The 26,840-nt window shown below is 39.9% G+C and carries 22 protein-coding genes and 1 other RNA gene; 2 read left to right on the top strand and 21 right to left on the bottom strand.

Annotation, left to right across the window (positions count from 1 at the left end; translation table 11 throughout):
• Position 1: 1 nt before the first annotated feature.
• The 10 genes from HUU49_01640 to HUU49_01595 all read right to left on the bottom strand — a co-directional run bounded on the left by HUU49_01640 (position 2) and on the right by HUU49_01595 (position 12,540).
• Positions 2-379, bottom strand: coding sequence for a hypothetical protein (locus HUU49_01640; GenBank protein ID NUM25309.1), 378 nt, complete (start codon positions 377-379; stop codon positions 2-4).
• A gap of 285 nt (positions 380-664) precedes the next feature.
• Entirely contained in the window at positions 665-1,204 is a 540-nt protein-coding gene (locus tag HUU49_01635; GenBank protein ID NUM25308.1) for a dihydrofolate reductase family protein, read from the bottom strand.
• Positions 1,204-2,208 carry a polyhydroxyalkanoic acid system family protein gene (locus HUU49_01630; protein NUM25307.1) on the bottom strand — a complete coding sequence of 335 codons (1,005 nt, stop codon included), beginning with the start codon at positions 2,206-2,208 and terminating at the stop codon, positions 1,204-1,206. The genes HUU49_01635 and HUU49_01630 overlap by 1 nt, the downstream gene beginning before the upstream one ends.
• A gap of 37 nt (positions 2,209-2,245) precedes the next feature.
• On the bottom strand, positions 2,246-3,328 hold the full coding sequence (gene tgt, locus HUU49_01625; GenBank protein ID NUM25306.1) for a tRNA guanosine(34) transglycosylase Tgt: 1,083 nt from the start codon (positions 3,326-3,328) through the stop codon (positions 2,246-2,248).
• Between the two features lie 13 nt (positions 3,329-3,341).
• Positions 3,342-5,249: a hypothetical protein gene (locus HUU49_01620; protein ID NUM25305.1), complete on the bottom strand. Its 1,908-nt coding sequence runs from the start codon at positions 5,247-5,249 to the stop codon at positions 3,342-3,344.
• Positions 5,250-5,252: 3 nt separating this feature from the next.
• Positions 5,253-7,724 carry a DUF4012 domain-containing protein gene (locus HUU49_01615; protein NUM25304.1) on the bottom strand — a complete coding sequence of 824 codons (2,472 nt, stop codon included), beginning with the start codon at positions 7,722-7,724 and terminating at the stop codon, positions 5,253-5,255.
• 51 nt (positions 7,725-7,775) lie between these two features.
• Positions 7,776-8,891 (bottom strand): glycosyltransferase family 4 protein, encoded by a 1,116-nt coding sequence (locus HUU49_01610; protein ID NUM25303.1) that lies wholly within the window; start codon positions 8,889-8,891, stop codon positions 7,776-7,778.
• Complete coding sequence (locus tag HUU49_01605; protein ID NUM25302.1) at positions 8,888-10,015, bottom strand: glycosyltransferase family 4 protein; 1,128 nt, start codon at positions 10,013-10,015, stop codon at positions 8,888-8,890. Before HUU49_01605 ends, HUU49_01610 begins: the two co-directional genes overlap by 4 nt.
• Positions 10,016-10,021: 6 nt before the next feature.
• Positions 10,022-11,140, bottom strand: coding sequence for a glycosyltransferase (locus HUU49_01600; GenBank protein ID NUM25301.1), 1,119 nt, complete (start codon positions 11,138-11,140; stop codon positions 10,022-10,024).
• A complete protein-coding gene (locus HUU49_01595) occupies positions 11,137-12,540 on the bottom strand; it encodes a sugar transferase (protein NUM25300.1) in 1,404 nt (467 codons plus the stop codon). Before HUU49_01595 ends, HUU49_01600 begins: the two co-directional genes overlap by 4 nt.
• Positions 12,541-12,758: 218 nt before the next feature.
• Here HUU49_01595 and rnpB point away from each other — a divergent pair.
• Positions 12,759-13,133: RNase P RNA component class A (gene rnpB / locus HUU49_01590), an RNA gene on the top strand.
• Positions 13,134-13,184: 51 nt separating this feature from the next.
• On the opposite strand, the gene HUU49_01585 is transcribed toward rnpB, so the two are convergent.
• Genes HUU49_01585 through recJ form a run of 3 tightly spaced genes read right to left on the bottom strand, consistent with a single transcriptional unit; the run spans position 13,185 to position 15,641 of the window.
• Positions 13,185-13,517 (bottom strand): rhodanese-like domain-containing protein, encoded by a 333-nt coding sequence (locus HUU49_01585; protein ID NUM25299.1) that lies wholly within the window; start codon positions 13,515-13,517, stop codon positions 13,185-13,187.
• A 7-nt stretch (positions 13,518-13,524) separates the two neighbouring features.
• Entirely contained in the window at positions 13,525-13,929 is a 405-nt protein-coding gene (locus tag HUU49_01580) for a ribonuclease HI family protein (protein NUM25298.1), read from the bottom strand.
• Positions 13,926-15,641 (bottom strand): single-stranded-DNA-specific exonuclease RecJ, encoded by a 1,716-nt coding sequence (gene recJ, locus HUU49_01575; GenBank protein ID NUM25297.1) that lies wholly within the window; start codon positions 15,639-15,641, stop codon positions 13,926-13,928. The genes HUU49_01580 and recJ overlap by 4 nt, the downstream gene beginning before the upstream one ends.
• 243 nt (positions 15,642-15,884) lie before the next feature.
• Between recJ and HUU49_01570 the strand changes: the two genes are divergently transcribed.
• A complete protein-coding gene (locus HUU49_01570; protein ID NUM25296.1) occupies positions 15,885-16,142 on the top strand; it encodes a hypothetical protein in 258 nt (85 codons plus the stop codon).
• A 104-nt stretch (positions 16,143-16,246) separates the two neighbouring features.
• Here the strand turns inward: HUU49_01570 and HUU49_01565 are convergent, their stop codons facing one another.
• The 8 genes from HUU49_01565 to HUU49_01530 all read right to left on the bottom strand — a co-directional run bounded on the left by HUU49_01565 (position 16,247) and on the right by HUU49_01530 (position 26,807).
• Positions 16,247-18,634: an AAA family ATPase gene (locus tag HUU49_01565; GenBank protein ID NUM25295.1), complete on the bottom strand. Its 2,388-nt coding sequence runs from the start codon at positions 18,632-18,634 to the stop codon at positions 16,247-16,249.
• Complete coding sequence (locus tag HUU49_01560; protein NUM25294.1) at positions 18,621-18,767, bottom strand: hypothetical protein; 147 nt, start codon at positions 18,765-18,767, stop codon at positions 18,621-18,623. Before HUU49_01560 ends, HUU49_01565 begins: the two co-directional genes overlap by 14 nt.
• A gap of 170 nt (positions 18,768-18,937) precedes the next feature.
• The gene (gene lepA / locus HUU49_01555) at positions 18,938-20,713 is read right to left on the bottom strand and encodes an elongation factor 4 (GenBank protein ID NUM25293.1); all 1,776 of its coding nucleotides are present in this window, start codon (positions 20,711-20,713) and stop codon (positions 18,938-18,940) included.
• Positions 20,714-21,186: 473 nt separating this feature from the next.
• Positions 21,187-22,794: a murein biosynthesis integral membrane protein MurJ gene (gene murJ / locus HUU49_01550; GenBank protein ID NUM25292.1), complete on the bottom strand. Its 1,608-nt coding sequence runs from the start codon at positions 22,792-22,794 to the stop codon at positions 21,187-21,189.
• Positions 22,795-22,950: 156 nt separating this feature from the next.
• On the bottom strand, positions 22,951-23,958 hold the full coding sequence (locus HUU49_01545) for a carbohydrate kinase family protein (GenBank protein ID NUM25291.1): 1,008 nt from the start codon (positions 23,956-23,958) through the stop codon (positions 22,951-22,953).
• A 4-nt stretch (positions 23,959-23,962) separates the two neighbouring features.
• Complete coding sequence (locus HUU49_01540) at positions 23,963-24,877, bottom strand: magnesium transporter CorA family protein (protein NUM25290.1); 915 nt, start codon at positions 24,875-24,877, stop codon at positions 23,963-23,965.
• Positions 24,878-24,889: 12 nt separating this feature from the next.
• Positions 24,890-25,267: a response regulator gene (locus HUU49_01535; GenBank protein ID NUM25289.1), complete on the bottom strand. Its 378-nt coding sequence runs from the start codon at positions 25,265-25,267 to the stop codon at positions 24,890-24,892.
• A 7-nt stretch (positions 25,268-25,274) separates the two neighbouring features.
• Complete coding sequence (locus HUU49_01530) at positions 25,275-26,807, bottom strand: HAMP domain-containing histidine kinase (GenBank protein ID NUM25288.1); 1,533 nt, start codon at positions 26,805-26,807, stop codon at positions 25,275-25,277.
• Between the last annotated feature and the right edge of the window lie 33 nt (positions 26,808-26,840).

The raw sequence follows: 26,840 nt of genomic DNA, 5'->3' as shown, positions 1-26,840 counted from the left end.
GTTAGGCGAATAATCCTAAAATATTATAGTAGATTTCGTAGACGACAATTACCGGCAGAATTAGCCAAAACAGATAGAAAAGCAGTACAACAACCGCCCAGACGAACAGAATAATGCTTCGGACGATAATTTGAATCAGTCGGGCAAAAAAACTAATAATTCTGCCTTCAATATCATACTGGCCAAACATCGGAGTAAAAATATTTTTTACCCAAATCCCCAGACCAAGCGAACGCTCCTGGTTGATTATGGCGTTGATCGATGCCTTTGTCGCTTTTAAGAGTCCTTTTGAATACCACCAAATCGGCCAATATAAAATATCGCCGATTAAATCAATAATAATGTATTTAAAGGCAGAGGCTGCAAGATTATTAACCATAAATTTGTTTAAATTATACCACAAAAGTAGTTTAAATAAAAAACCGAGGTCGGAAAGTTGACGCTCGGTTTTAGGAACCACTGATGTGGTTGGTTGTTTGGCGCCGTTTCTTTTTGGCGTGTTTTTTATGGTAATGGCGTTTTTTCAGCCATTTGCGAATTGCGGACAAGAACGGCACTCGAGTCTCGTCTGGTAACAAGCGGTAGAGCCTCATAGTGAAACCCTCCTTGAAGGTGCTTTAGAGGTGTCACTACGATAACACACAAAGACGGCAGCAGTCAACGTTTAGTGCTTATTTTTTTGGTAATGAAGCAAAATAGTTCCCTCTTTATTTAAAGATTTTATTGATTTTAAAATAAAACGCCTGGTGGTACCGACAAAATCAAAAATTCCTTGCCCGCTTCCAAACACCATTGGCTCAATAGTGATAAATAAGTCGTCAATTAAATTCATTCTCAGCATTAGGCCGTAGGTTTTAGTACCACCCAGGATGCAGACTTTAGTACACCCAAGATCAATAATCATTTGATTAATATCAACTTTCGAAGGGTTTACTAATAGTGTCTGTCCATCCAGTCGCCTACTGTTTTTTACTGACCGGGTAAGAACAATGTAGTTTCTGGTTATAAATTCTTTTTTTGTTAAAGCCTTTTTGGCAACTTCAAAAGTCTTTCGGCCTATAATAATAACGTCGCTTTCTTTAATTTTTTGGTGTAGGAATCTTTTATCTTCCGGGCTGGACCAATTGACGTTATGGTTGGCATGTTTGGCGATTTTGCCGTCAATGGTGACAACAACCACTGCTTGATATCTTGGTTTGTTCATCAATCAATTTGAAACAATTCATTAACTTTTTCTTGAACGATAGCATCAACCTTTTCTTTGGTAACAAACACCGTAATAATCTCCGGAAAATCCAGCCCGAGTTTGACTTCGTTATTCGTAACGACCACCTGGCCTTTAATCTGGGCGCTGATGAACAATTTCTTAATAGTAAAAGAAAAACTAAGAACATTACCGGACCACGAAGATTGCTTATTGCTTAATTCAACACCGGAAAAATTTTGGTTGATTAATTCATCAAGATATGCGTCTATTTTAGTAATTGCTTCAGCCTGAGTGGTTTGATGGGGTCCTACCCATTGATATGCGCCGGCTGGATTCACCGTTGGCTCATTATTAGATTGCGGCGACTCAGTAACCGGTACTGGTGCGGGTGTTGGTGTATCAATAGTAAAATTCAAAACGCCGGTTGGGATTTGTTCCAGATTTTTATTGGTAATTCCCAAGCTTAAAAATCTCATAATTTCGTATGCTGCTAAACCGTCTTTCAGGTAGTAGCGTTTACTGTCAGCAGGGTTTATATACCAGGCTTGTCCTTTTGATTGAACCTGAAGTAAAATTTGGCCTTTGAGCCGGCTAGCCAGGCTTAGATCAATAGTTTGTTTACCCGGCCCTAGGGGTTGATACGAGTTTTTAACTTCCACGCCGTCGGTATAGCCGTCGCCATCGGAATCAGGGCTAAGCGGATTAGTGCCAAGCGCTTCTTCTAATCTATCGGCCAAAGAATCATTGTCGCTATCAACTTGATCGTCGAGCTCTTTAATACCAACCGGGATTTTTTCTAAATCATCATTGGTTATTCCAAGACCGAATTCCCGCAGCACCACATAGGCAATTTGACCGTTTTGAAGGTAGTAGCGTCGAAAATCATTCATGTTGACATACCAGGCTTCACCCTTTTCTTCAACTTGCAACAAAATATACCCGCGTAAACTTTCAGCCAGAGTGGTTGCTCGTGCGACATTTGTTACTGGAAAAAAAGACATTAGCACCATGCTGGAGATAAAAAAAATAATTTTTTTCCTATAATTTTCCATCGCTGATCCCTTTTCGAATTTTTGCCATTAATGAAAGATAAAATTCAAGGTTATTAATCGTTGCTAGCCGTAGCGCAAGAGATTCTTGAGTTTTGAATAAATGGTTGAGATAGGCACGCGAATATCCCTTGAGTGAAGTATCGTTTACCGGCTTAAAATCCTTGATAAATTTAGCATTAGTAATATTAATGGTGGTGTAAAAGTTCTTTTTTGTTATGTCAGCCTTACCGTGCCATAAATATAGCCGACCGTGTCGGGCCTCCCTGGTTGGAATGACACAATCAAACATATCAATTCCCTGTTTGACGGCCGCGACAATTTCTTCGGGTTTACCCAAACCCATTAAATAGCGGGGCTTATTTTTGGGCAAGTGTGGCACGGTCCAATTCAAAATATCTTTCATTTTGTTTCTGGGTTCTCCGACAGCAACGCCGCCAATTGCGTATCCGTCAAAATCAAGTGGCAGTAGATCCGCAAGAGACTGCTGACGCAAATCTTTATGAACCCCGCCTTGAACGATACCAAAAAGCAACTGGGTTTTATTTTGATGGGCAGTCTTGCATCGCTTCGCCCAGCGACTAGTTCGTTGCATCGATTCTTTAACTTGTTTTTTTGTTGCTGGATAACCGATAACGTCATCAAAGGCCATCATAATATCAACCCCCAAATCCTGCTGGATACTAATTGATTTTTCGGGAGTTAAAAAATGTTTAGCACCACTTTTAGGGTCGGAAAACATCACGCCGTCTTCTTTAACTTGTCGAAGTCGCGAAAGCGAAAATACCTGAAACCCTCCGGAATCAGTTAAAATTGGTCCGGGCCAGGACATAAATTGATGCAAACCGCCGGCTTTTTTAATTAGCGCTGAACCAGGGGCAAGCATCAGGTGGTAAGTGTTTGACAGAATAATTTCAGCTTTTAAATTTTTCAATTCAGGGGTGGAAAGATTTTTGACGGCCGCTTTAGTGGCAATTGGCATAAAAAAAGGGCCCATGATATCACCATGGGCAGTTTTAAGCTTAGTAAGTCGGGCGGCTGATTTTTTGGATTCCTTCAAAATTTTAAGCATGAAGTTTGGCTGCTTATTGCGTCAAGTCAATCACTAAACCGCGCCCGCCACCGATTGGATCATCTTCCAAATTAGAAGTAATGGCTTTGGCGTTTTTGATGATAATTGAATCGGTTGCCTGATCAGTCGCCTGCAAAACGGTTTGATCGGTCAAAATAATTAATTTTTTAGCCTGCTGTTTGGTTGGAGTTACAGAAACATCAAACCAAAAGTTAACATCTTCAAAACCTTTGTTGGGTGGGATTCGATCAATCGACCAGGTAACAGTGTTTCCGGATTGGGTAAAATCCACTTCACCGGCACGGGCTAAAAATTTGTTTTCCCAGATAACGCCGTCAGGTAAGCTGGTGGTAACAGTCACATCTTTTACCTCATGAAGGCTGTTGGCAATTGACCAGTAAATTCTAAAAGTGGTTTTTTGACCAACGGCCGGGGGTAATGGCCCAGTGCCAACAGCAATGTTGTCTTCGTCAAAGTATCGTCCGGCGACATTGAGTTGAATATCAGTGTTAATATTATTGTTGATTTCCGGCGCAACAACTTCAAAGTCAGGCACTTCCACTTCGCCAATTTTCACCATAGTCGCTTTAGCGGTGCTGGTAATTTGTAGGTCGGCGTTTTTAATATTGACACTGTCGGCAGCTTTGATGTCTATTGAAAAATCAATTGTTCCTTCGTCCAGTGGTCTAATTAAATCAAATTGCGATATTTGATCTTTGTTCCAAGTGATGGTGTTACCCTCAATTAATCCATTATTAAGATCACTTAAACTTTCCCAATCGAGAATATCAGAGTCCAACGTAACGCTAAAGGAAACATCGTCCAAATCTTCCTGGCCCAAGTTCTTGTAGACAAGAGAATATGTTAATGTTTGCCCAAAATTAATCGGTTGAGACTGGTTTGAACCGTTAATAATCAGGTTTAGGCTAAGGCCGGAATCAATAATCTGAGTAGTGATAATTTGTTCTTGCTGAAGTGAAAAGGCTTCGGTTTCAGGGTCTAAAAAGCCAATTTGCGCTTTAAATTCGGCATTAGTAATTGTTTGGTCTTTGAGATAACCGCCGGAAATTTCAATTTCTCCTTCCTGATTTTTTTCTAATTTTTCAATTACCCATTGATTATTCAGGTTGCGGGCATCTTCTTCCCGGTGAAATGCTGCTGGAGTTGCTTCCTGGAACAAGAAATTGCTAGGGTAAGTCACTAAAATTTTAATGTTTTCCAGATCCTGGTCGGAGTCGTTGCGGTATTTTATTTTATAAGTAGTCTTTTTTTCGGGTAAAATTTTATCCGGACCCTCAAGCGTGATATTTAAAATTGAAGAAGTTATCTGACTACTAAAACTTGCCGATTCTTTAAATGTTGAGCTGAAATTTTCCGGGTTAAATGAAGCAGTGACGCTGATATTTTTTATTGAACCGACCTCTCCGATCATTTTACCTTTAATTTCAATTTTGCCGCTTTGATTTTTGGCCAAATCACCCAGCGCCCAAGAGGTGTTAAATTCATTGGCGGCTTTTGGTTCACTTGAGATAAATTCAAATCCTTCGGGATAGCGGAATATCAATTCAACATTATGCAAAGTGACGTCTTCAATATTTTTGTATTCCAAAACGTACGTCAGTTCGTCTCCCGAAGAAATATTTTGCTCGCCTTTTATCTCCAATTTGATACTTTGAGTTCCAACGCCGGTAGTCGGATTAAACACTAAAAATCCCAGCCAGGAAATGGCTGCTAGCAATAAAGTAATTCCCAAAAAACTTAAAAATAACATTCGCCAGCGCCCCTTGCGTCTGACTTCAAGATGAGAAATGTCCGGCAGGCTACCGTCGGAATTGCTGTAAATTTTCATCAGTCCTTTTTGGACATTTAAATCTTCAGCGCCGGATTCTTTTTTCATTTTTTTAAGTCGTTGGTTTTCCATAAATTACTTGTTTACCAAAACCACGCCGTAGAATTTGTCGGTGGTCAGGATGGAGTTAAAGCTAACGCCAGTTTCGTCGCTTGGCAAATCATTTGGGAATTTTGCCAAAGGAATTAGATTGTTATTGGTTTTCAGATAACTTTTCAATTCGCTACCAAGGCTACCGGCTTGTTTTTGGGCTAAGAGACTGTAGTAGTATTTACTTTCAGGTTCGGCTTTTAGACTAAACGGCAAGCGGTATTTGATAGTTACTTCCTGGACCTCCCCGGCCTTAAGCTGTAGCCAGTTGCCAAAAACGGTTTTGCCAAATGATTTATAAACGTCAGTGCCGGTTTTTTCATCCTGAAAGCGATCAGTTTCAATACTTAATAAATCAGCATCCGGAATCAGCTCGCTTGTTACTTCATCAAAAAATTTTTCCGGCGGTTTTTTAAATCCGGACGCTTCCAGTAGCGTGCTGCCAAGCGGCACATAAAACCTAACATAACTATTATTTTGCACGCCTGTGAAAACGCTTTCGCCGGGTTTACCGGTATGACGGCGAATCAGTTTTACTGTATCAATGATTGAACCATCGGGTTGGATTTCAGCCGCATGTTCAATAGTTTCCTTGATAACGCCGTCGGTTTTGCCGCCGGCCAAATTGGTGTGGACAACGCTCAGATAGTCTCCTTCGGTGGATTTTAAGGCTCCCGACCAGCCAAATTGGGTGATGACATCTTCAAGTTCTGGATCGTTAAAATATACCATTAATTGTTTTTCATTGAGACCGGAGATAATTAGATTAAATAATTGCTTTACTTGGTCGTTATTAGCCTTAAAAATCCTTTCAAGCAGTTTTGGGGCCAAGTCGGCAATAAATTGTTTTGGTCGATTCTCTTCCCGATCGTATTCAATTTCAACTATTTTTTGGGTTTCCGTGACAAAATTTTCACTGCTGATTGTTCGGCCATATTCCGGCATTTCAATCGGGCCAAAAATTGCCAGCAACCGTTCCATCATTGTTGAGGTGATAGTAATTACGCCGTCAACGCTCGGATTTGAGGCATTTTGGTAAAACCATTGCATTTTTTTCGCCGCAGTCGGAAAATCAGGCCACCAGTTTGAATCCTGAAATTCCCAACGGGAGTTAATTAAATGAAGCGGCTCTGGAGAAATAACTTTTTTGGTCAACTGACCCTGAATATCATACGTACCGCCGCCAGGGATATCAAGCTTTTTTATTTCTCCCCGATCAATATCCAGCAACCCAAAACTGCCCATGAAGCCTCCCGTTGCCCGCAATTCGTTATTATTCAAAAAGACCAGCATATACCGAGACCACTGTTCGTGCCCCAAGAGTTTTAAGCCGGCATCGTTGAGTTGATACAGATTAATAATTCCCTGCTCGATTGTCGGCAAATTATTAACCACTTTTTCAAAATCTTGCCGGTGTTGTTCGGGTAAATCCGACAGTTTGACAGACTCAATTTTTGTTTTCGCTTCCCTAAAATTTTTCAGCGCTTGACGCAAGGTTTTTTCAAAACTAACCAGTGATTGGTAATACTCTTGAAGCGATTTACTGGTTAAAAGCTTACTAGCATCGGCAATCATGATTTGCCCGGTTTCAGCAACTAGCTGACCGGCAGCCAGTAAATTGAGTCCGGCGTTCATTGATTCACCTTTTTCCGGCAAAAATTTAATGAGTTCCGTCGTCAAACTATTTAAGGCATTAATCTCATTTTGAGCCAGGGTAAAGTTAGATTTAGCCTCGTTAAACTGATTAGTCGCCCCTGTCAAATCAAAATTAGCGATCGCCTGCTCACCAAGCTTTAAGTTTTCAATGGCTTCATTGGTTGCATAAAGCACCCGGTCCTGAGTTTTTTGCAAACTCTGGTAATACGTTAAAGCCTGCAATGGCAAAACAAAAACCAAAGAAAAAATAACAAACGCCACCAGGCGCTTATGCCAATCTTTGGGAATATTTAAAGACAGTACCCGATATTCAGATGGCGGCGCAAAGATATCTTCAATTTCCTCCTCAATTTTTTCAAATGTTCCCGGCTCGGGAAGTTTTTTTGTTTCCAATTGCGGACTGGCGGCTACCGAGGGTATCGAGGGTAATAAATTTTGTCCAATCTTAAGAATGGAGGTTTTATTCGTCATAAAATTGACCCCCATTTTTTTGGTCTTTTTGGTCGCCGGACGAATGTTGGGCGGAGGCGGCGGAATGGGAACCTGAGTTTTCAGGGCTGCTTTGCCGGAGATAATTTTTTCAAATTTTTCACTATAGGGATTTTTTAAATTGACCACATGACCAGATTTCTTGGTTGGGATACTAGAAATAGTAACTTCAGATTCGATTGGTTCTGAGTTTAAGGGTAGATTTTTCGCCTTGACGCTGGTTTTTTTAGCTGTTGAAGCTAGTTTTTTGGCGCGAACTTTTCGGACTGAAGCCGATTTTTTTGTTTTTTCCTGTTTATTTTCTTCGGTCATAATAATAACCGCTAAGTTTCTAAAACTAAGACGGTTTTATTATAACACAAATTAACTTGCTTGGTAAACTGCTAAAGTTTGCTTGGCAGTTTCAACCCAGCTGTATTTTTTAGCTTGTTCATAGCCAAGAGTGACAAGATTTTGATGAAGGTTTTCATTAGTTGCAACTTCACTAACAACCCGCGCCATTTCTTCGGGGTCATGCGGATTAAAATACTTTCCGGCCGGTCCCAAGACTTCCGGAACACTGGTGGTGTTTGAAGCTGCTACCGGCACACCCCAAGTTGCCGACTCAAGGGCAACAAGACCAAACCCTTCACAAAATGACGGCAAGACAAATACTTTGGCATGCTGATAAAAGTTTGGCAATTCATCTTCAGGAATGTAACCGGGAACAATAATATCTTGCCGATATTTAGCCTTGTTAATCGCCAGCGGTATTTCCGGATAGCTAGGGTCAGCTTTGCCTCCCAAGACTAACTGATAATCTAAGCCAAATTTTTCTTTAATAATATCAAAAGCAGTAATCAGTCCCGGTAAATTCTTATGATCACGCCAGACACCAATATATAAAATAAACGGTTTGGTGATTTTATATTTTTCGACCAATTGCTGAGGTGAAGCTAAATATTGTTTTGCGGCGGCAAAATCATAGCCCAAAGGAATGACTTTGATTTTACTTTCATCGACTTTAAAATGCTTGGTGATTTCGTTTTTAGTGTGCTGTGAGCCGACCAGAATGCTTTTTGATTTGTAAACCGCCGAGCGTAAAACGGCGTTATAACCAAGTTTTCGGATTATTGATTTACTCACCACCGGGCCCGGAAAAAATTTCGGGGTGATATCATGAATGCTAGTAACCATTTTGCCCGGATAAAATATCGGCACGTTAAAATGAGGCACATGTAATATGTCAAGATTGTAATGTCGATAGACAAAAGGTAATTTTAACTGTTCTGACCAGCTGTACCACGGACTGTCAACTTTAATTTTTTTAACCCGCTCATTGGGCGGGGTGAACGCTGAAAATTGCGGTTCAATCATGAATAAAAAATATTCGTTGGTTTGGTCAACGGCAAAAAGATTTTGGGTGAGATTTTTGATATAGTTCCCGATGCCAGTCGCGGCTTGCGGACCGTACATTCGGGCATCGATTCCGATTCTCATTTTTTTTCTCGATTTAAAACAGCTAAAACAGCCTTAGCGGTATTGGCCCAGTTAAACTGTTTGGCATACTCTAATCCTTTTGTTTTTAATATTTCCTGCAATCTGCTGTCAGCCAAATATTGATCAATGGTTTTAGCCAATTCGTTATAATTCTGCGGGTCAATTAACAGCCCGGCGTCATTAACTGATTCAACCAACGAGGAAGTAAAACTGCTAATAACGGGTGTGCCGCAGGCCATAGCCTCGATCGGCGGCAGGCCAAACCCTTCATAAATGGAGGGATAAACAAACACTTTTGCCAAGTGGTACAGCGCCGCGCGGTCTTTGGCATCAACATAGCCGATAAACTTAATCTGATTTTTTTTAGCTGATTTTTGCCAAATCTGGTAGATTTTTTGATATTTCCAGGCCTGACCGCCGGCAATGACTAGTTGAATTGATTTATTTTCCAATAGATTGAAAGCTTTAAGGAGTGACTCGACATTTTTTCGCGGTTCGAGGTTGCCTAGCGAAAAAATGTATTCGTCCGGCAAATCATATTTTTTCTTGACGCGCGAAATATCGTTGTCGGTGATTGGTTCAAAAAACATGTCGCTGATGCCGTTATAAATTACGTCAATTTTTTCCGGCGGCGTCTGATAAATTTTTACCACATCTTGTTTAGTATTTTCCGATATGGCAATGATACTATCAGCAGTGTTAGTAATCCGGCGCGGTTCAATTAAATGGTGCCACAGTTGTTTTTTAAAAGTAAAAAATTCAGGATAGAGTTCAAATGATAAATCGTGAACGATTAAAATCTTACGGCAATCTTTTGAAAGGTTAGAAAATAAAAAGCTGGGAATCAAAAAGACATCCACGCCGCCGACTAATTTGTCAATTTCGGCAATTTTTAGGAATCGTAACGATAAGTTAAAAAGCTTGTTTGGATAATTAAATGCTTTATAAAAAACTCTTGGACTGTCAAATTCCGGCATTTTGACCGGCTTTGAAGAATTATAAAACAAAAAATATTGATTTTCCTGATCAATTTTGAATAAGGCTTTGAGCAGATTGTAGGTGTATTCGCTGATGCCGGAATACTGTTTTTCCATCAAACAGCGAACGTCAACTCCTATTTTCATACGTTATTAAAATCCGCAACGAATTTGGGAGCTGTTCATCTTCTCCAGCTCGGCTTGGATCAAATCGTTGATTTCTTTTTTAAATCTTTCAGTGCCAAATTGTTCAGCATATGCTCGAATAACTTTTGGATCGTATTCCTCCGGTTTAAACCTAACAATAGTGTCGGCTAAGGCTTCCCAGGTTTGTTCATCAAAAAATTTGCCGGTCTTTTTTTCCACCACGGTTTCACAGGCCCCACCGGCCGAATAGGCAATTACCGGTCGGCCCGATGCCATTGATTCAACAATAGTAATGCCAAAGTCCTCAATTTGCGGATGAATAAACGCAATTGCCTCACTGTATAGCTTTGCCAGCTGCTTGGAATCAACTTTGCCGACAAACTCAATATTAGATTTAGCCATTGCACGCAATTTGCTTTCTTCCGGCCCGATGCCAAAAATTTTTAGCGGAATTCCTAAGCGGTTAAATGCCTGAATGGTTAAGTCAAACTTTTTGTATGTTACCAGGCGCCCACCGGTGAGAAAATATTTGCCGACTGCTTCGCTGATCTGAAATTGTTTGGTGTCAACCGGCGGATGGATTACTACCGAACTACGGCGGTAATATTTTTCAATTCGGGCCGCGACATTCTTTGAATTAGCAATAAAATAGTCAACCCGCTGGGCGGCTTGCTGATCCCAAAGCCGCAACTGGGTTAGCATTAGGGGAATAATTTTTTTAACTACTCGGTTGTATTTCAATTCGTCGATGTAGCGGTGAGTGTCAGACCACAGGTACCTAGTTGGTGTGTGACAATAGCAAAAATGCAGGGTATTTGATCTGGTCACCACCCCTTTAGCCATCGCTGATGAACTGGAAAGTACCACATCATAATCAGCCAGATTATAGCTTTCGGTAGCAGTCGGCATAACCGGTAAAAACCACTGATAGTGCTTTAAAGCTCCCGGCCAGTTTTGCAAAAACGAGGTGCGTATGTCTTTACCTTTAAAAAGCGAGCCCAGTTTTTCCTGATCATACAACAGAGTGTAGGTTGGAGCGTCGGGGTATAAGTCTTGCAAAACCTGCAACACCCGTTCGGCGCCGCCTTCTTGAATTAGATGATCATGTACTAACGCGAGCTTCATTCGGTTTGTCTCCTTTTTAAAACGGCTAATGGGGTTTTTAATAAAATCATAAAGTCTAAGCCCAGCGACCAGTTTTCAATGTAGTAGGTGTCAAGTTTGACTTCTTTTTCAAAATCAAGATCAGACCGTCCGGAAACCTGGGCCATTCCGGTTATGCCCGGCTTGATAGTTAAAACTTTTTTATGGTGCCGCTGATATTTTTCAACTTCTTCAACTTCGTGCGGCCGCGGCCCGACTAAACTCATTTTACCAATCAGCGATAAAAACAATTCCGGCAGTTCATCAATGCTAAAACGCCTAATAACTCGTCCAACCCGAGTAATTCGGGGATCTTTTTGAAATTTAATCATGGGACTACCTTCGCGGACATTCTGCTGGCTCGCCAAAAATTCAGAATCAAACCGTAGCTTGTGGCTGCCTTTAAACATTGAGCGAAATTTAAAATAAGTAAATGGTTTTCCAAACTGTCCGATGCGTTTATATTTAAACAATACCGGCCCTTTACTGTCCAGTTTAATCAGAATAGCAGTTATAACCATAACCGGTGAAGTGACAATGATTAACAGGACTGAGCCGATAATATCAAACGTCCTTTTATAGATTCGCCCCCAGCCGTCCAGCCTGGTTTTTTTCACTTCTACCACCGGCATACCGGCGTAAGTTGTCATTTCCAAATTAACCAGCTGCGTTCCTAATAAATCGGCCGTGTAGCGAAAATCGAGATGGTGTTCGGTAATAAAATCAAGCAGCTGATTAGTTTCTTCAATGTTGGCGTTAGGGTTGATTTGAATAATTTCATCAAGTTGATCGTTATCAACCATCTGACTGATTTGCAGTTTGGCATTTTCGTTAAAATTTCTAAACTGGCCAACAACCAAATACCCCAGGCCTGGCTTGGTTGAAAATTCCTTTTTAAGTTCATCGGCCACATTACCATTGCCAATGATTACAATCCGGTGAACACCAAAGCCAAAGCGGTAGGCAAATTTTTGAATCAAGTTGATTAGTCCCCTCTCTATGCTGACAAAAACAAATGCTAATACCCAGCCAGCCAAAATAATAAAACGAGAGTCAAACAAAAATCGGTTAAAGACCATCACGCCCAAAACAAATGCAAGCCCGGCCGAACAGGCAATAAAAATTTTAGTCACTTCACCTCTGATTTTTTTTGGGCCGCTGACGCTATACAGCCCAGTTAAGGCGAAAATCAATACCCACCCAACGCAGATTCCCAAGCTGATTTGAAAATATTCTTTAAATGGCAAATCAAAAACTACCGGTCTAATCTTTTGGATTTCCGGTAAATAACGAATGGAGTACGCCCCCAATGCCGCAAAAACTAACGCCAAATAGTCCAACGGCGGTTTAACAGCGGTTAATATCAATTCCGACTTTTTCATAAGTCTAGTTTCTAGCGTTTAGCATAGCAAAAATGGGGTTGAAAATCAACTAAACTTGACAAGTCAGTAAATTTGTGCTAGTCTATTTTAGTCTAAGTAAATTAGATGGTCGCCCTCCACCTGAAAGCGCATTGGCAAATTTACTGGTAAAAGATGCAGGTACGGTTTATTTCGAAGAAATAGAACAGTAATACCAAAAGTTATACAGATTTTTTACGGCAAATAACAAGACGGTGCGTTTTCATGTGGAGGGAGGAAAGTCCGAACACCATTACAAAAGGTAGCTCCTAACGGGAGCCGGGAATAAGTAAAAGAGTAGAAGTTCTTAAGGCTTCTATTCTGTTGCGAAGCCTAGGGCAAGTGCAACAGAAAATATACCGCCCAAGTCGCACTCGTTGCGACCGGTAAGGTTGAAATCGTGGGGTAAGAGCCCACGCACGTCTGACTGGTAACAGTCGGTGTGGTAAACACCTACCAGGTGCAATGCCAAATTAGGTAGGCAGCTTGAGTCATTTGGCGACAAATGGCCTAGATAGATGACCATCACCACGCTTTCAAGCGCGGTACAAAATTCGGCTTATCGATTTGCTTAGACAATAAAAAATACCTCGAGTTGATGCGAGGTGTTTTTTTATTTCTAAATATTACTGGCCGGAAACCAAAAAACTGTAGCCATTGGCGCGCCAGGCCAGCAGTCCACTGGTCATATTTTTGACGTTGGTATATCCCAAGTTGGCTAAAATTTTAGCGGCGTCAAATCCACGCGGACCGCTCAAACAATAAACGATTATTTCCTGGTTTTTCTCCAGACCTAATTTAGTCAAAGAGAGTTGAGAAATTTCATCAAGTGGTAAAAACAGCGCACCCTGAATGTGGGCGCGATCAAACTCTTCTTTAGTTCTAACATCAAGCAGCGTGCAGGGCTGTTGATTTTTTAGTCGGCTGTGCACCTCATGTGAACTGATTTCTGGCTGCATACAAAAGTTATTTTTTTAGCTGTTCGTCCAAGACCTCATTAACTAAGCGGTCAGCGGCTTTGTTGTCGGCCCGACGAACGTGCGTGTATCTGACTTTTTTAAACCCCATTGCCAGATTCCAAACTTTTACAAACAATGGCGCTAAATCAACATTTTTAACTTTATATTTCTGGACCAATTGCTGCTGCACCAGTTCGCTATCTAAAAACAGATCGATTTCTTCGACGCCAAGTTCTTTGGCTTTTTCCAACGCTAAAATAACAGCTTGGTATTCGGCTTGGTTATTAGTGGTCTCGCCGATAAATTTTTTAAAGTGGTGGGTTTGGCCATTAATTTCAATCACCACACCAATACCGGCCGGGCCGGGGTTTCCCCTAGCACCGCCATCGGTATGAATTATTGCTTTACTCATTTTGATTTTAAATCAATAATTTTTAGCTGCAATTCACGATTACCATTCCATTCGTTGACATCAACCTCAAACACCATGTCAATTTTATCTCCGGGTTTAAGTTTATCCCGCCATTCACCAAATGTAAACCCGATTGTTTTGCGGATGATTTGAGTTTTATGCTGGACCATCAGACGCAAATGCCGACCGTCTTTGCCAACGGTTTGAATTTCTTTGATGTTTAAATCGTGCGCCACAAACCGGGGCTTATAGTTGCCGACACCATGCGGAAAAAACTTTTCTAATTGTTCAAACAAGTGCCAATCAACATTTTCAAGTTCAACTTGGGCATCAATAAAAAGCGACTTGGCAATGTCTTTTCCGGCCAGCTGGGTTTCGGCCAGTGTTTTGATTTTTTCAATAAACAGCTTTAGATTAGCTTCGTCTTTAACAGTGAAACCGCAGGCCTGGGCATGGCCGCCATAACGGGCCAGATATTCCCGGCATTCATCCAAAGCCTCAATAATGTTAAATTCCGCAATACTGCGGCCTGAGCCGATAATTTCGCCATTATAGTGACTAATTACCAGCGCCGGACGGTGCCATTGATCGGTAATGCGCCCAGCAACGAGCCCAACCACACCGGTCGGCCAATTTTTACCGACGGCAATCAAAATTTTCTCGCCGTTAAATTGTCCTAAGACTTCACGAGCTTCCGTTTTTACTTTTTCGGTCAGCTGCTGGCGTTCCTGATTAGTCTGGTTTAATTCCTGGGTAAGTTTTAACGCTTCTTCCGGGCTTTGCGTGATTAACAACTGATATGCCGAACTGGCATGATTAAGCCGGCCGGCCGCATTCAGGCGCGGTGAAATTTGCCAGCCAATGACTTGCTCGTCCACGCTTGCTAAATCAGCATTGGTAGATTTAAGCAACTCACGCAGACCAAGCCGATTGGTTTTTCGCAGTACCACTAAACCATAATTGACTAACGTGCGGTTTTCACCAAGCAGCAACTGCAAGTCAGCAATGGTGCCAATAGCCACCAAATCCAAAAGCCATTTTTCCCACCCCTCGGGAATGGGCGTGACTTTAAAATTTTTGTGTCTTAACACTAAACCCTGAGCGACTTTAAATGCCACACCAACACCAGCCAAACTGCGAAACGGGTAGGTTTCAGCCGCCACGTTTGGATTGATGATTGCAAACGCTTCCGGCAATGTTGGCGGTTCATGATGATGATCAGTAATAATAATATCAATATGGTTTTCGTTTAAGAGCCTGACTTCTTCAACATTAGAAATGCCGCAATCAACCGTAATCACCAGGCTCACTCCTCGCTTTGAAAGTTCTAATACGGCTTCTTTATTTAAACCGTAGCCTTCCGTTTCACGGTACGGGATATAGACGTCCACGTCCGCACCAAGCTTGGCGAGGGTTTCTACCATCACCGCCGAAGATGAGACACCGTCGGCGTCGTAATCGCCATAGACAACGATTTTTTCCTTTTCCTCAACAGCCTGTAAAATTCTAGTCACCGCTTTTTCCATATCCCGAAATAAAAAAGGACTATGGATATCAGCACCATAATCAGGGTTTAAAAACTCGTCAACCGCTTCTTGCGTTTTAATGCCGCGGTTATAGAGCAGCTGTAAAACAATCGGGTTAATTTCCGGGAATTTATCGCTAAACTCTTTAGGGACGGCGGCAGCAACCTGCCAATTCATTTCAGACATAGGATATTATTTTAACATTTTACTTGGTAAAAATAAAGTGCTAAAATAATATCAAATATATGGCAAAAAGACACGAAAAACTTAAAAAAATCATCTGGTTTGTTTTGGTGTTGATGATTACTATTTCAATGATTATTTGGACCATCGGCCCGGCTTTTTACTAAAAAAGTTGGTAACTCTTGAGCTTTACACTCATACGCAATGCATGATTTTGATTAATGATTTAAAATAATCTTAAAAACTATGGACAAAAAGATTTTACGGCTAGCTTTCGGTGCCGGTGGAACTCTAAAAATGGAAAATGGTTTTTTAAACTATCAACATCCTTATGGTCGAACTTTTCGTGTGCCGATTAATGATATTGAAACAGTGACAATTGATGTTAAAGGTTGGGGCGAGAGTAATCTAAAAATTATCGGACGAGGTGTCGAGCTTGCTTCTGAGAAGATGCCGATCAGTTGGGCTAAAAAATGTCAGAGTTGGATTTTAGAGAATAAGTAATATAACCATCTAAAATTTATTTATTAATTTTTAAAAACCGGAATTAATCCCGGTTTTTTTGATTTTCATTACTAGACCATTGGATGTCTAGTTTAAACACCTACTTATGCTAAATAAGTAGAATAAATCCCTCGCATTTCTTTTATTCCTAGGTTAACACCTCCGGGAGTTGTGTCTGCGACACTCCATGCATGAGAGTTAGCATGCGAGGTATCTAGAAAACTTTTCATCTTACTAATCTCACTAGAAGGAAGACCATTACTTTCCGAGACTGAAAATAAAGTTTTAAGCCCCTCTTCTTGTTTTTTCTTAGCTGTATTAAATCCTACTCCTTTTGATATAAGAAATTCAAAACATAGAGATTCTATAGACTTTCTTAAATTTTGAGAAGCTTCTTCTAGTGACTTCGGATCTCCCTTTTTAGCTTGATCTTCTGCCCTATCTAAATATGTAAGTGTTTCTGCATTGTTTATTTCTACCTTAGGACCCTTTTTATCATTGTAATAAAATGAATACCCTAAAGGATTTTTATGAGAAAATAATGCTGAGGCTTTCCTAGCAAAAGATTTTGAGTGAGTTAAAATTATAATTTGTTTTTTTTCCGAGATATCTGATAATATTTTTAATAAAGCGTGTGAATGATTCTCGTCCATTGATTGAACAGGGTCGTCTAAAACAACCGTATTCCAAGTAGTATTTCTGTCAACTCTTTGTGGAAAGTAAATACTTAAAGCAAGACTGTTAGTGTGCGCTTCACTGAAAAATGTTACAGGATTAATATCCTGGCCATAAGCCTCTCCTTTTAGTTTTGCTTGTCTTCTTACGCCATCACCAACTTCTATCTTTGAAAATTTTACATCATCATTAGGATTCAAAGAGTCATAGTAACTTTTGATTTCTTCAGAATGTTCCTGCAGAAGTCTGTCAACCTCTGATTTTTCATAATTTTCTAAGTCTAATCTTAACTTTTCTACTACGTCCAGTAACTTTGTTTTTTTAATAAATTTTTTATTGTTGTAAAAAAACTTTACAATTTTTTCTAAAACAAACCATTTTTTTATCTCTGCAGTGTCATCTTCTCCAAAATTTGGCAGTTTTTCAGTAATTTTAATTTTTATTTCGTTCCATCTTTGATTAGCATGAATGAATTTATCCTCAACAAAGCCTACGACCTTATCAAGATCTTCCGGGTACACATCATCAGTTGATCCTGAAACAAAATATTTATTTCGTAAATATGAATACAAAGCACCCTTCTGTGTAATAACAAACTTTTTAATTTCTAACTTATAGCTATCAATATCTTTTTCTAGTCCCTGAACTAATGCCGCCAAATCAATCTCTTGCAAACTCATTAAATTTTGTGAGATTAATTTAAGTTCTCGTCGATCTGGAAAAATTTTCTCTACTTCTGACGCTAATCCAGACTCCCAAATTTCTAAAAGTTTTTTATTTTCGTCTATGCTTTCCATCGCTTTACTAGCATCTTTAGCTTTATGGATAGTGTCTTCTATATTTTTAATCTTTTGTTCTGTGATTGTCTTTTCAGTACAATAAGGACATTCTGGTGGATTACAAAACTCTAACCCTGTTTTTAAAAAGTTAATGTGTCTATGATTTACCCCATCTTTTGTTGATTGATGAGAAAATTCTTCCAATTTTTCAGCGTAGTACTTAAGTTCTCCTAAATATGGCTCAATTGTTTTAATTTCTTGATAATTCACTTGGGCCACTCTTTTACCTACCTCTGTATTTAAAGAAGCCTTTTGTTTTATTTTAATCTTCTCAGCTAGCGCCTCTAAAGAGGCCAACTCTTTTGTACCAAAAACTTCATTAACTTTTTCTAAAACAGATTTTTCATCTAATTTCTTTAAAGGATCTACTAATAATTTCAATTCAGCAAGTGATTCTGTTTCAACTACAACAGATTGCCAAATTCTTTCAGTGCTTTTGTAAGAATCATCTCGTTTTTGACTTTTTAGCTGCATTAAACTTTCACGCAGTTTCGTCAGACTATCTTGACCTAAGATACTAGATAGTTGTTCCCATCGATCTTTTTGCTCAGAATCTACCAAAGATTTAATTTCTGTTTGAGCTAGCATTGGTCTAAAATAATCATCCAATTTTAAATTTAGTGATTTAAAATTTTCTTTTTCTATGTCATCAATATAATGTTTATTCCCTCCGGATGCCATCTCTTTTCTTAATTTAATGTTTTTTCCATCTAAAATTCCCTCTACCTCAACGAAAGGATGCTCACTTCCTGTATAAAATACATTTTTTAAATATTCTTCATATCTGTAGTCAGATTTACATCTTGATAACCTTTGCCGACTAATTGCGTCAAAAAATAACCATTCTAATGCCTCCGTAAAACTGCTTTTTCCAGAACCATTTAAACCATAAATAATAACTATATTATTATTTACATCAATAACTTCTTTCTCATTAAAGCCTCGAAACCCGTTAATTGTCAGTTTAGTTATTTTCATCTGTTGTAATAATTTTATCAAAATTTTCTGAAAGTTTTTCTAAACTTTGATTATCTGCATACCCATTAAGCAACGCTGCTCTTTGTTCTTTGAGATCTTTGATAAATTTTTGTAGAGAATTTTCTTCAGTCATAGTTTTATTGTTGATTATAGTACCTAAAATTTTACTCTCAGCTAAGCCAAAAAGCAAGTTTATAAAATATCCATGAACTAGCGTAAAACGTTCAGCTACGGCTCGTTTTAAGCGAAAAAACAAGGTCCTAGAACTGAATCTAAGACCTCTTTTTGACGATAGCAGTCATACTATTTCTTCAAAACTGCCAAAAATGCTTCAGTTGGAATATCAACCTTCCCAGTACCATGCGCCAACATCTTTTTCTTACCCTTCTTTTGTTTTTCAAGAAGTTTACGTTTGCGGGTGTAATCACCACCATAGAGTTTAGCAGTTACATCCTTGCGTAGAGCGCTTAATCGATCCGCGGCAATCACTTTACTACCAACCGACGCTTGAATTTTCAAAACGAACTGCTGGCGCGGTAAGGTTTCTTTGAGCGAATTAACAATCTTTTTACCGATGGTAAACGCTTCATCCTTATAGACAATTGAGGCTAGTGATTCCACAATTTCTTCAGCCACTAAAATATCAAGTTTAACGACTTCCGTAGTTTGGTAATTTAAAAATTCATAGTTAAGCGAAGCATAGCCGGCAGAAATGCTTTTTAGCTTGTCATAAAAATCAACCAGCAAGGCGGTTAAAGGAATGTGATAATGAAGCACAACAATCTTGTCGTCTAAATATTCAGTGTTTAGATAAATCCCCCGCTTTTGGGCCACCAGCTGCATAATTCCGCCCAGGTATTCTTTGGGTGAAAAAATATCCACATTCATAATCGGCTCTTCGACTTTATTGATTTTGTCCGGTGATGGCAGCTCCTGCGGACTGTGAATAGTGATGACGGTACCATCAGTTTTGGTAATTTTATACGCAACGCTTGGTACAGTAACCACCAAATCAAGTCCAAATTCACGTTTGAGCCGCTCTTGAATAACTTCCAAATGGAGCAGCCCTAAAAAACCACAACGAAAACCAAAGCCGAGGGCTTGCGAATTTTCCGGTTCGTACATCAAGGCCGCGTCATTAAGCTTTAATTTTTCAATGCCTTCGCGCAAACGCGGATATTCGTTTCCTTCTTTGCAAAACAGTCCGGCAAATACCATTGGCTTAACTTCTTTGTAGCCTTTCAACATTTCAACGTTGGTATCAAACAATGTCACCGTGTCGCCAACCCGGCAGTCTTCAATGCTTTTTAAGCCGGTAACCACATAGCCAATTTCACCCGACTTTAAGGAAGCAGATTTTTTCATCTTTGGCGTATAGTAACCGACTTCCAGCACTTCTGTTTCTTTTTTGGTGGAAGTTAATTTAATTTTATCGCCTTGCTTGATTTCACCATCCATCACCCGAATTTGCGCCACAATCCCGCGATATTCGTCGTAGTTGGAATCAAACACCAAAGCTCGTAAGGGGTTGGTGTTAGTTTTGGGTGCGCTCACCCGGTCCACAATCGCCTGTAACAATAAGTCAACTCCTTGCCCGGTCTTGCCGGAAACCTTCAAAACATCTTCTGGCTTGCAGCCAGTTAGTTTGCAAATTTCGTCAGTTGTTCGGGGAACGTCCGCGTTTGGTAAATCAATTTTATTTAAGACGGGAATAATTTCTAAACCCTGTTCAAGCGCTAAATATAAATTGGCTACGGTTTGCGCCTGCACACCCTGAGACGCGTCTACTAATAAAATCGCACCTTCAACTGCGGCTAAACTGCGCGAAACTTCATAACTAAAGTCCACGTGACCAGGAGTGTCAATTAAATTTAATTCATAATCGTGCCATTTCATTCGCGCCGGTTGAAGCTTAATGGTAATTCCCCGCTCGCGTTCAATGTCCATTTGATCAAGCAGCTGCTCTTTCATTTCCCGCTTGGAAATGGTATTGGTCAATTCTAAAAAGCGGTCCGCCAGTGTGGACTTGCCGTGATCAATATGTGCGATGATACAAAAATTTCTTATTTTTTGGTCCATAACAGAAACTAGCATACCAAGAAATTGGCCTAAAATCAATAGTGATCGTTTTGATACTTTGGCAAAAATCTTAGCCACCTTTGTAAAAAGGTGGCTCCAAAATCGCCGGCAGATAGCCAAACTGTAAGAATTTTTCAACGTTCACAATACTATCCTTTTGCAAACTCGTCACTATGTTCCTCAAACAAGCAAAAGGATGGTCATATTGTTCACTAAAATTCTCTACGTTTGCTAGTGCCGGCATTATTTAATTATCTAGGCAAGCCTTGAAAAACGTTTCATAATTTTAGTGACCAACGCGCCTTTAAGGTGTCGTATGTCTGAGGAGCAACAAGCAACGAGTTTACGACACCTAGCGTTGGGAGCGTAAAAATTATGTCAGTTTTGTCACCAGGCTTACGATTTTTGGACACTTTTTCTAAAAAAGTGTCAGACAAAATAATATTATAAAAAGGTGGCTGAAATAGTAGAAACTAAGTTAACTTTTCTTTCTCAATAATTTCTTCGGCGATGGCCGGACGCCGCAATAATTTCTTGCGTAAGCTAGAAATTAAGATATCAAGCTCTTCGCTTTTGAGTAGCCAGGAAATGGCAAAATAAACCAGCAGGCCACCAGTGGTTGCCGCTATGGTTTGTAAACCAATACCAACAAGCGTTTGAGTGCCAAAACTTTGTTCCAACGGGTATTTGATCGCCTGAGCAGTAATTGCCAGCATAAAAGTAGCGACTAAAATTTTAACTGACGACAGCGCAATTTTATCGCCGTCTAATTTACCAAGTCGGTAATGGAGGATTAACAGCAATAATACTAAATTTAAAATGGTTGAAAGAGAAAACGCAATCGCCAAACCAGCCACGCCAAAGGGCTCAACTAACATCACCGCCAAAATGATATTCGCCAAGGCGTTAACTAAGCCGGTATAAAATGGTGTCTTACTGTCTTCCAGCGCGAAAAAGGCGCGAACTAAAACCATTACTAGTGCCTGAGCAAAAAGACTGAATGAAAATAACGACAATGTTTCAAGTGTTAAAACAGTGTCTTCCCAGTCAAACCGACCGCTACCAAGCACTACACGAACTACTTGGGCGCGCAAAACTATCAATAAGGCGGACGCCGGGACAATAAAAAATAGAATTTGACGCATGGTGATTGATAATGTTTCAATAAACTGTTTTTTCTTTTTCACCAATTCCGACAGCGCCGGAAACGCCGCGATAGCAAAGGAAACACCAAAGATTCCCAACGGAAAACTTTGGATGTTGTTTGCCAAGTTAAAAATGGCAATGCTACCAACGGCTAGAGTTGAACCAATAATGGTCACAATCAATAAATTAATCTGCGCAATAATCAAACTGAGCGTTCGCGGCACCATCATGGTTAAAATTTTGATCAACCCTTTATCGGTAATTTGAAACTGCCACTGGTAGCGATAGCCCAAAGTAAACGCCGCAATGATCTGAATAATCATATGCATCAAGGCGCCAAAGACTACGCCCCAGGCCAAACCATAAATTCCCCAATAGCGCGAAAATACCAAGGCGCCGACAATAATACCGACGTTATAAAGAATTGGCGCTACGGAGTAGATAAAAAACCGCTTCATTGATTGCAACACGCTGCCAAAGATGCCGGAAATTCCTAGTAGAATTGGCGACAAAAACATAATCCTAGTCAGCAGCGTAGTGATTTTTAACTGTTCCGGACCAAAACCAGGGGTGATTATTTTAACCAGCCAGGGCGCGAAGATTGCTAAAAAGATAGTCAACAGCATCAAAGCGACGATCAAAACATTCAAAATATTATTAACCAGCTCCCAAGCTTTTTTCTTGTTGCTTAAATACCCGGTAAAAACCGGGATAAATCCGGCGGACAATGCCCCCAAAACTAACAAATTAAAAACTAAATCCGGAATCCGAAACGCCGAATAATACATATCAAGTTCAACGCCGGCGCCAAACTCTCCAGCCAAAACGCGATCCCGCAGCACTCCTAACAGGCGGGAAACCAAAGATGCCACCCCTAAAACAATCGCGGCGGACGTTAAACTTTTTGATTCCTGATTAAGAATTTTTTTTAACATTACTAAATGACAAAATGACTATTTAAAATATAGATGAGAAAAAAATCTAAGCTAAGTGGTTAACTTAGCTTAGATTTAACAATTAAGGCGACTACTACTCCGACAAAGACGAGAGCAAGCACCTTCCAAGTGATTGATGGATCCATAATTTTTTAATTATAATTTTTCTAAAAGTTTTTTTTCAGTCAGCAAGCCGTTTTGCGCGCCAATTTCTTTAGTGACTGCCGAACTATTTATGGCCCCTCGCCGCAGCGCTTTACTGATATTAAAATGGTGTTTAATTAATCCCGAAACAAAACTTGAACCAAACGCATCACCAACGCCGGTAGTGTCAATAATTTTTGCCTTTACCACTTTTTGGTGATAAATCTTTTTGCCATCGTACGCCCAGGCACCCTTAGCGCCATCGGTAATCACCACAATCTTAGGGCCCCACTCCTGCAAAATGTTAAGCAAATAGACATGGCGATTTAAATAGTTTGGACTTTTCTTGCCAAGTTTTATACCGGATAACACTAACTCAATCGCTTCGTCCTTATTCAAAACCAAAACTGTTGTCTGTTTGATAAATTCACCAATAATCCTTTTTCCCGCCTGCAGCTGTTGCGTTCCCGGGTTCCAGGCGACTTTAATATTGTTGTCCCGGGCGAATTTAAAAACTGCTTTAAGATTAGTCTGCCAATTTTTACCGTATAATGACGTGATATAAAACCAATCCGTCTTTACTTTGGCTAAACTCGCCGGCGTGATTTTGAGATATTCGTCGGAATTGCGGCAGGAAAACGCCACATGTTCGCGCTCTTTTTTATCAACGGCAATAATAAAAGAAAATCCGGTCGGGTTAAGCCGGTCAAAGGTAATCAAATCAGTTGAAACTTTATGCTGTTTTAAGTTGGCTGAGACTTCTCTGCTGATTTCGTCGTTACCCAGGTGAGTAATGATTGCTGTTTTTAAATTTAATTTAGCCAATGCCACTGCGGCATTGGAAGCGCCGCCCCCAAAATTAAGACTGACATCCTTGATTAAAAACTTTGCGCCATATTCAAAAGCAAGCATTTTTTGCGCAGTTAGATTTTGGGGGGTGTTAAAAACTTTTCCCTGATTAGTATACAGCGTAAAATCTTTAATTGCCCCGCCGATAGTGATAATGTCAAATTTAGCCATATGGTTAAATCCAATCCTTTTTTCGTAAATAAAACAAAACGCCGAGAATCAACGCCGCCAAACCAATAAATAATCCCCAGATGAAAAACGGATGATTGCCCAGCGGCAAATCGATATTCATTCCGTAAATGCCAGACAGTAGGGTTAACGGCATTAACGCCACAGACATAACGGTCAGGATTTTCATTACCGAGTTAGTCCGGTGGGACATTAACGCTTCGTTGATTTCGTATAGGCTCAAAACGCGGTCGCGATAACTTTCTAAAATATAAATATTTTTTTCAATAAAGTCGTCCAAGTCGTCAAAATACACCAACATTTCGCTGTCAATAAATTTGGCGTCTAAACGGCTCAAGGTGTTGGTGACGATTTTTTGCGGGTCGATAATCGCTTTAAGTTGCAGCATTAGCCGGCGCAAAGTGGCAATTTCAAAAACAATTTTTCGGGTGTGGCCCTCTTCAATATCAGCCTCCACTCGTCTGATATCCTGGTCCAAATAATTGGGCAAAAGCCAGCTGCTGCGAAGCAACAAATCAAGAATTTTATACAGCAAGTAACCGGCATCCTGGGAAAAAGCCTCTTCTTTGACTTTTGGATTATTAACAATCCGGTAGAAAAAATTGTTAAAAATTTTCATCCGCGACTTAGTAATCGTCACCAAAAATCCTTTACCCAAGAAAAAATAAACCTGGCTAACAGAAACTTTTTTTCCAACTTTATCCAAATATGGAATTTGAAAAACTAAAAATATGTAGTTTCGGTAAATGTCAATTTTAGTGGGCCGAATTTCTCCGGCACAGTCTTTGAGATCTAAGGGGTGAAACTTGAAATTGGTTTTTAAGAAGTTTAACTCCTCGTTTGAAAAATCGGTTAGGTAGTACCAGTCAAAATTTTGAGATTTTACCGTTTTGATAGCCATAAAAAATATCCCTTAATTTTTCTTTAAATATTTTAATATTTTTTTGATAATTTCATCAATTGAGAAATTGGCTTTCACCAAATAATCAACTGCCCCCAGTTCAAGGCCTTTTTTAATCTCTTCGGCCTGGCCTAAATTCGACAGGATAATCGCCGGAATGTTTTTAGTTTCTTTACTGTTTTTTAGCTGCTGCAGACAGGTAAAGCCGCTTTTACCGGGCAACATAACATCCAAAATGATAATGTTTGGTTTTTCTAAACGGGCTTTTTTGATCGCCTGACTGGCGTCCATTGTTAAGATGACCTCAAATTTTTCTTTATCCAAAGCCTCCTCAAGGATTTTGACCAAGGATTTATCATCCTCAACAATTAAAATTTTTGGTCGGACCATAAAAATTTTATGCAATCGGCAAACTGATATAAAACGTTGAACCGCTTCCAAGCTTGCTGGTAAACCAAATGTCGCCGCGATGCAGGTTAACAATTGATTTAGTGATATATAACCCCAAACCAGTACCTTCTGTTTTGGAGGTTAAAACTTTCTTACTTCTAAAAAATCTGGTAAAAAGCTTGTTTTGATCTTCATCAGAAATACCAATACCGCTGTCTTTAATGCTCAGCACTAAATATCCGTTCTTGTTTGAAGTAAATGACAAATTAGCAGTCGGCAAATCTTGGGAAATTTTTTTTAAATCCGCACCAGACACCTTCTCAAGCGCCAAAATCACTTTACCATTCGCCGGTGTATACTTAATGGCGTTTGACACTATATTTGTAACTACCTGTGCGACTCGGTTTGGATCGGCCTTAATCGTCCCAAAGGGTTTGGCCGGGCGTTTCCAGATTAATTTTACCTTGCTTTTATTAGCCTGAATGCTAAAACCTTTTACCACATCATCAATGACTGACTCAAAAAGTATTTCTTTAGGTTCAATTTCAAATTTACCTTCCTGAAGTTTGGACAAATTAAGCAGATCCCGAACCAGCACCAACAGCCGTTCATTGCCCCGATATACCTGGTCAATTAATTCCAATTGATTTTTGTTAAGTTTGCCCTGCTTTTGATTTTTAAGCATCTCCAAACTCCACTTGGTGATACCTAGCGGTGCCTTTAACTCATGAACAGTAATGGAAACGAATTCGCGTTCTTTCTTTAAAACATCATTAATATTTTTTGCTTCGGCTTCCATTGTCGGCTTGCCGTCAACATCAACCTTAATGTACGGCAAATAAATGTTAAACGTCGTGCCCCGATCTTCACGGCTCTGAAAACTAATTTTACCGCCGGACTGTTCAATAATTTCTTTGGCTAAATATAAGTCCAGCCCGATGCCTTCGGTTTGTGCCTTCATGGCGTTACTGCCACGAAAAAATTTTGAAAAAACCAATTCCTGTTCGTTGGCCGGAATGCCGATACCGTTATCTTCAATTTTTAAAAAGACAAAATCAGTAACTTTTTTTAAAGAAATTTTTACCTTACCTTTAGCTTTACTGTATAAGATAGAGTTATCAATGAAGGAAAACACAACCGGTTTAAGCTGGAGCGGGTCCACATAGACATTAGGGATATTTTTGCCGGCGTCAAAAAATATCTCACAGTTGTTAGCAGTTGCTAACGGCCTTAGTTCTTCGATAGCCTCGGTAATAATTTTTTTAAGACTAATGAATTTTGGTTGTAAATTCAGTCCTTTCTCCTCAAAACGCGAAACCCGTAATAAGTCGTTTACCACCTTTACCATAAACTTATTGTTGCGGTAGGCTTCCTGGACTATTTCAATTTGCTTTTCTGTTAACAGCCCGGCACGTCCGCTTAAAAGGGTGTCTAACGACCAGCGGATACCGGAGATTGGCGTACGCAGCTGATGGGAAGCTACGGTGATAAAATCACTCTTAATATTCTCCACTTTGTTGCTTTTCTTGAAAGTTGGCATGGGCTAATTATACCACAAATCAACCAAAAATAA

The organism is Candidatus Buchananbacteria bacterium, from assembly GCA_013359225.1.
GTDB lineage: Bacteria > Patescibacteriota > Patescibacteriia > Buchananbacterales > UBA6539 > JABWCG01.
This window is presented reverse-complemented; position numbering and strand designations above follow the sequence as displayed.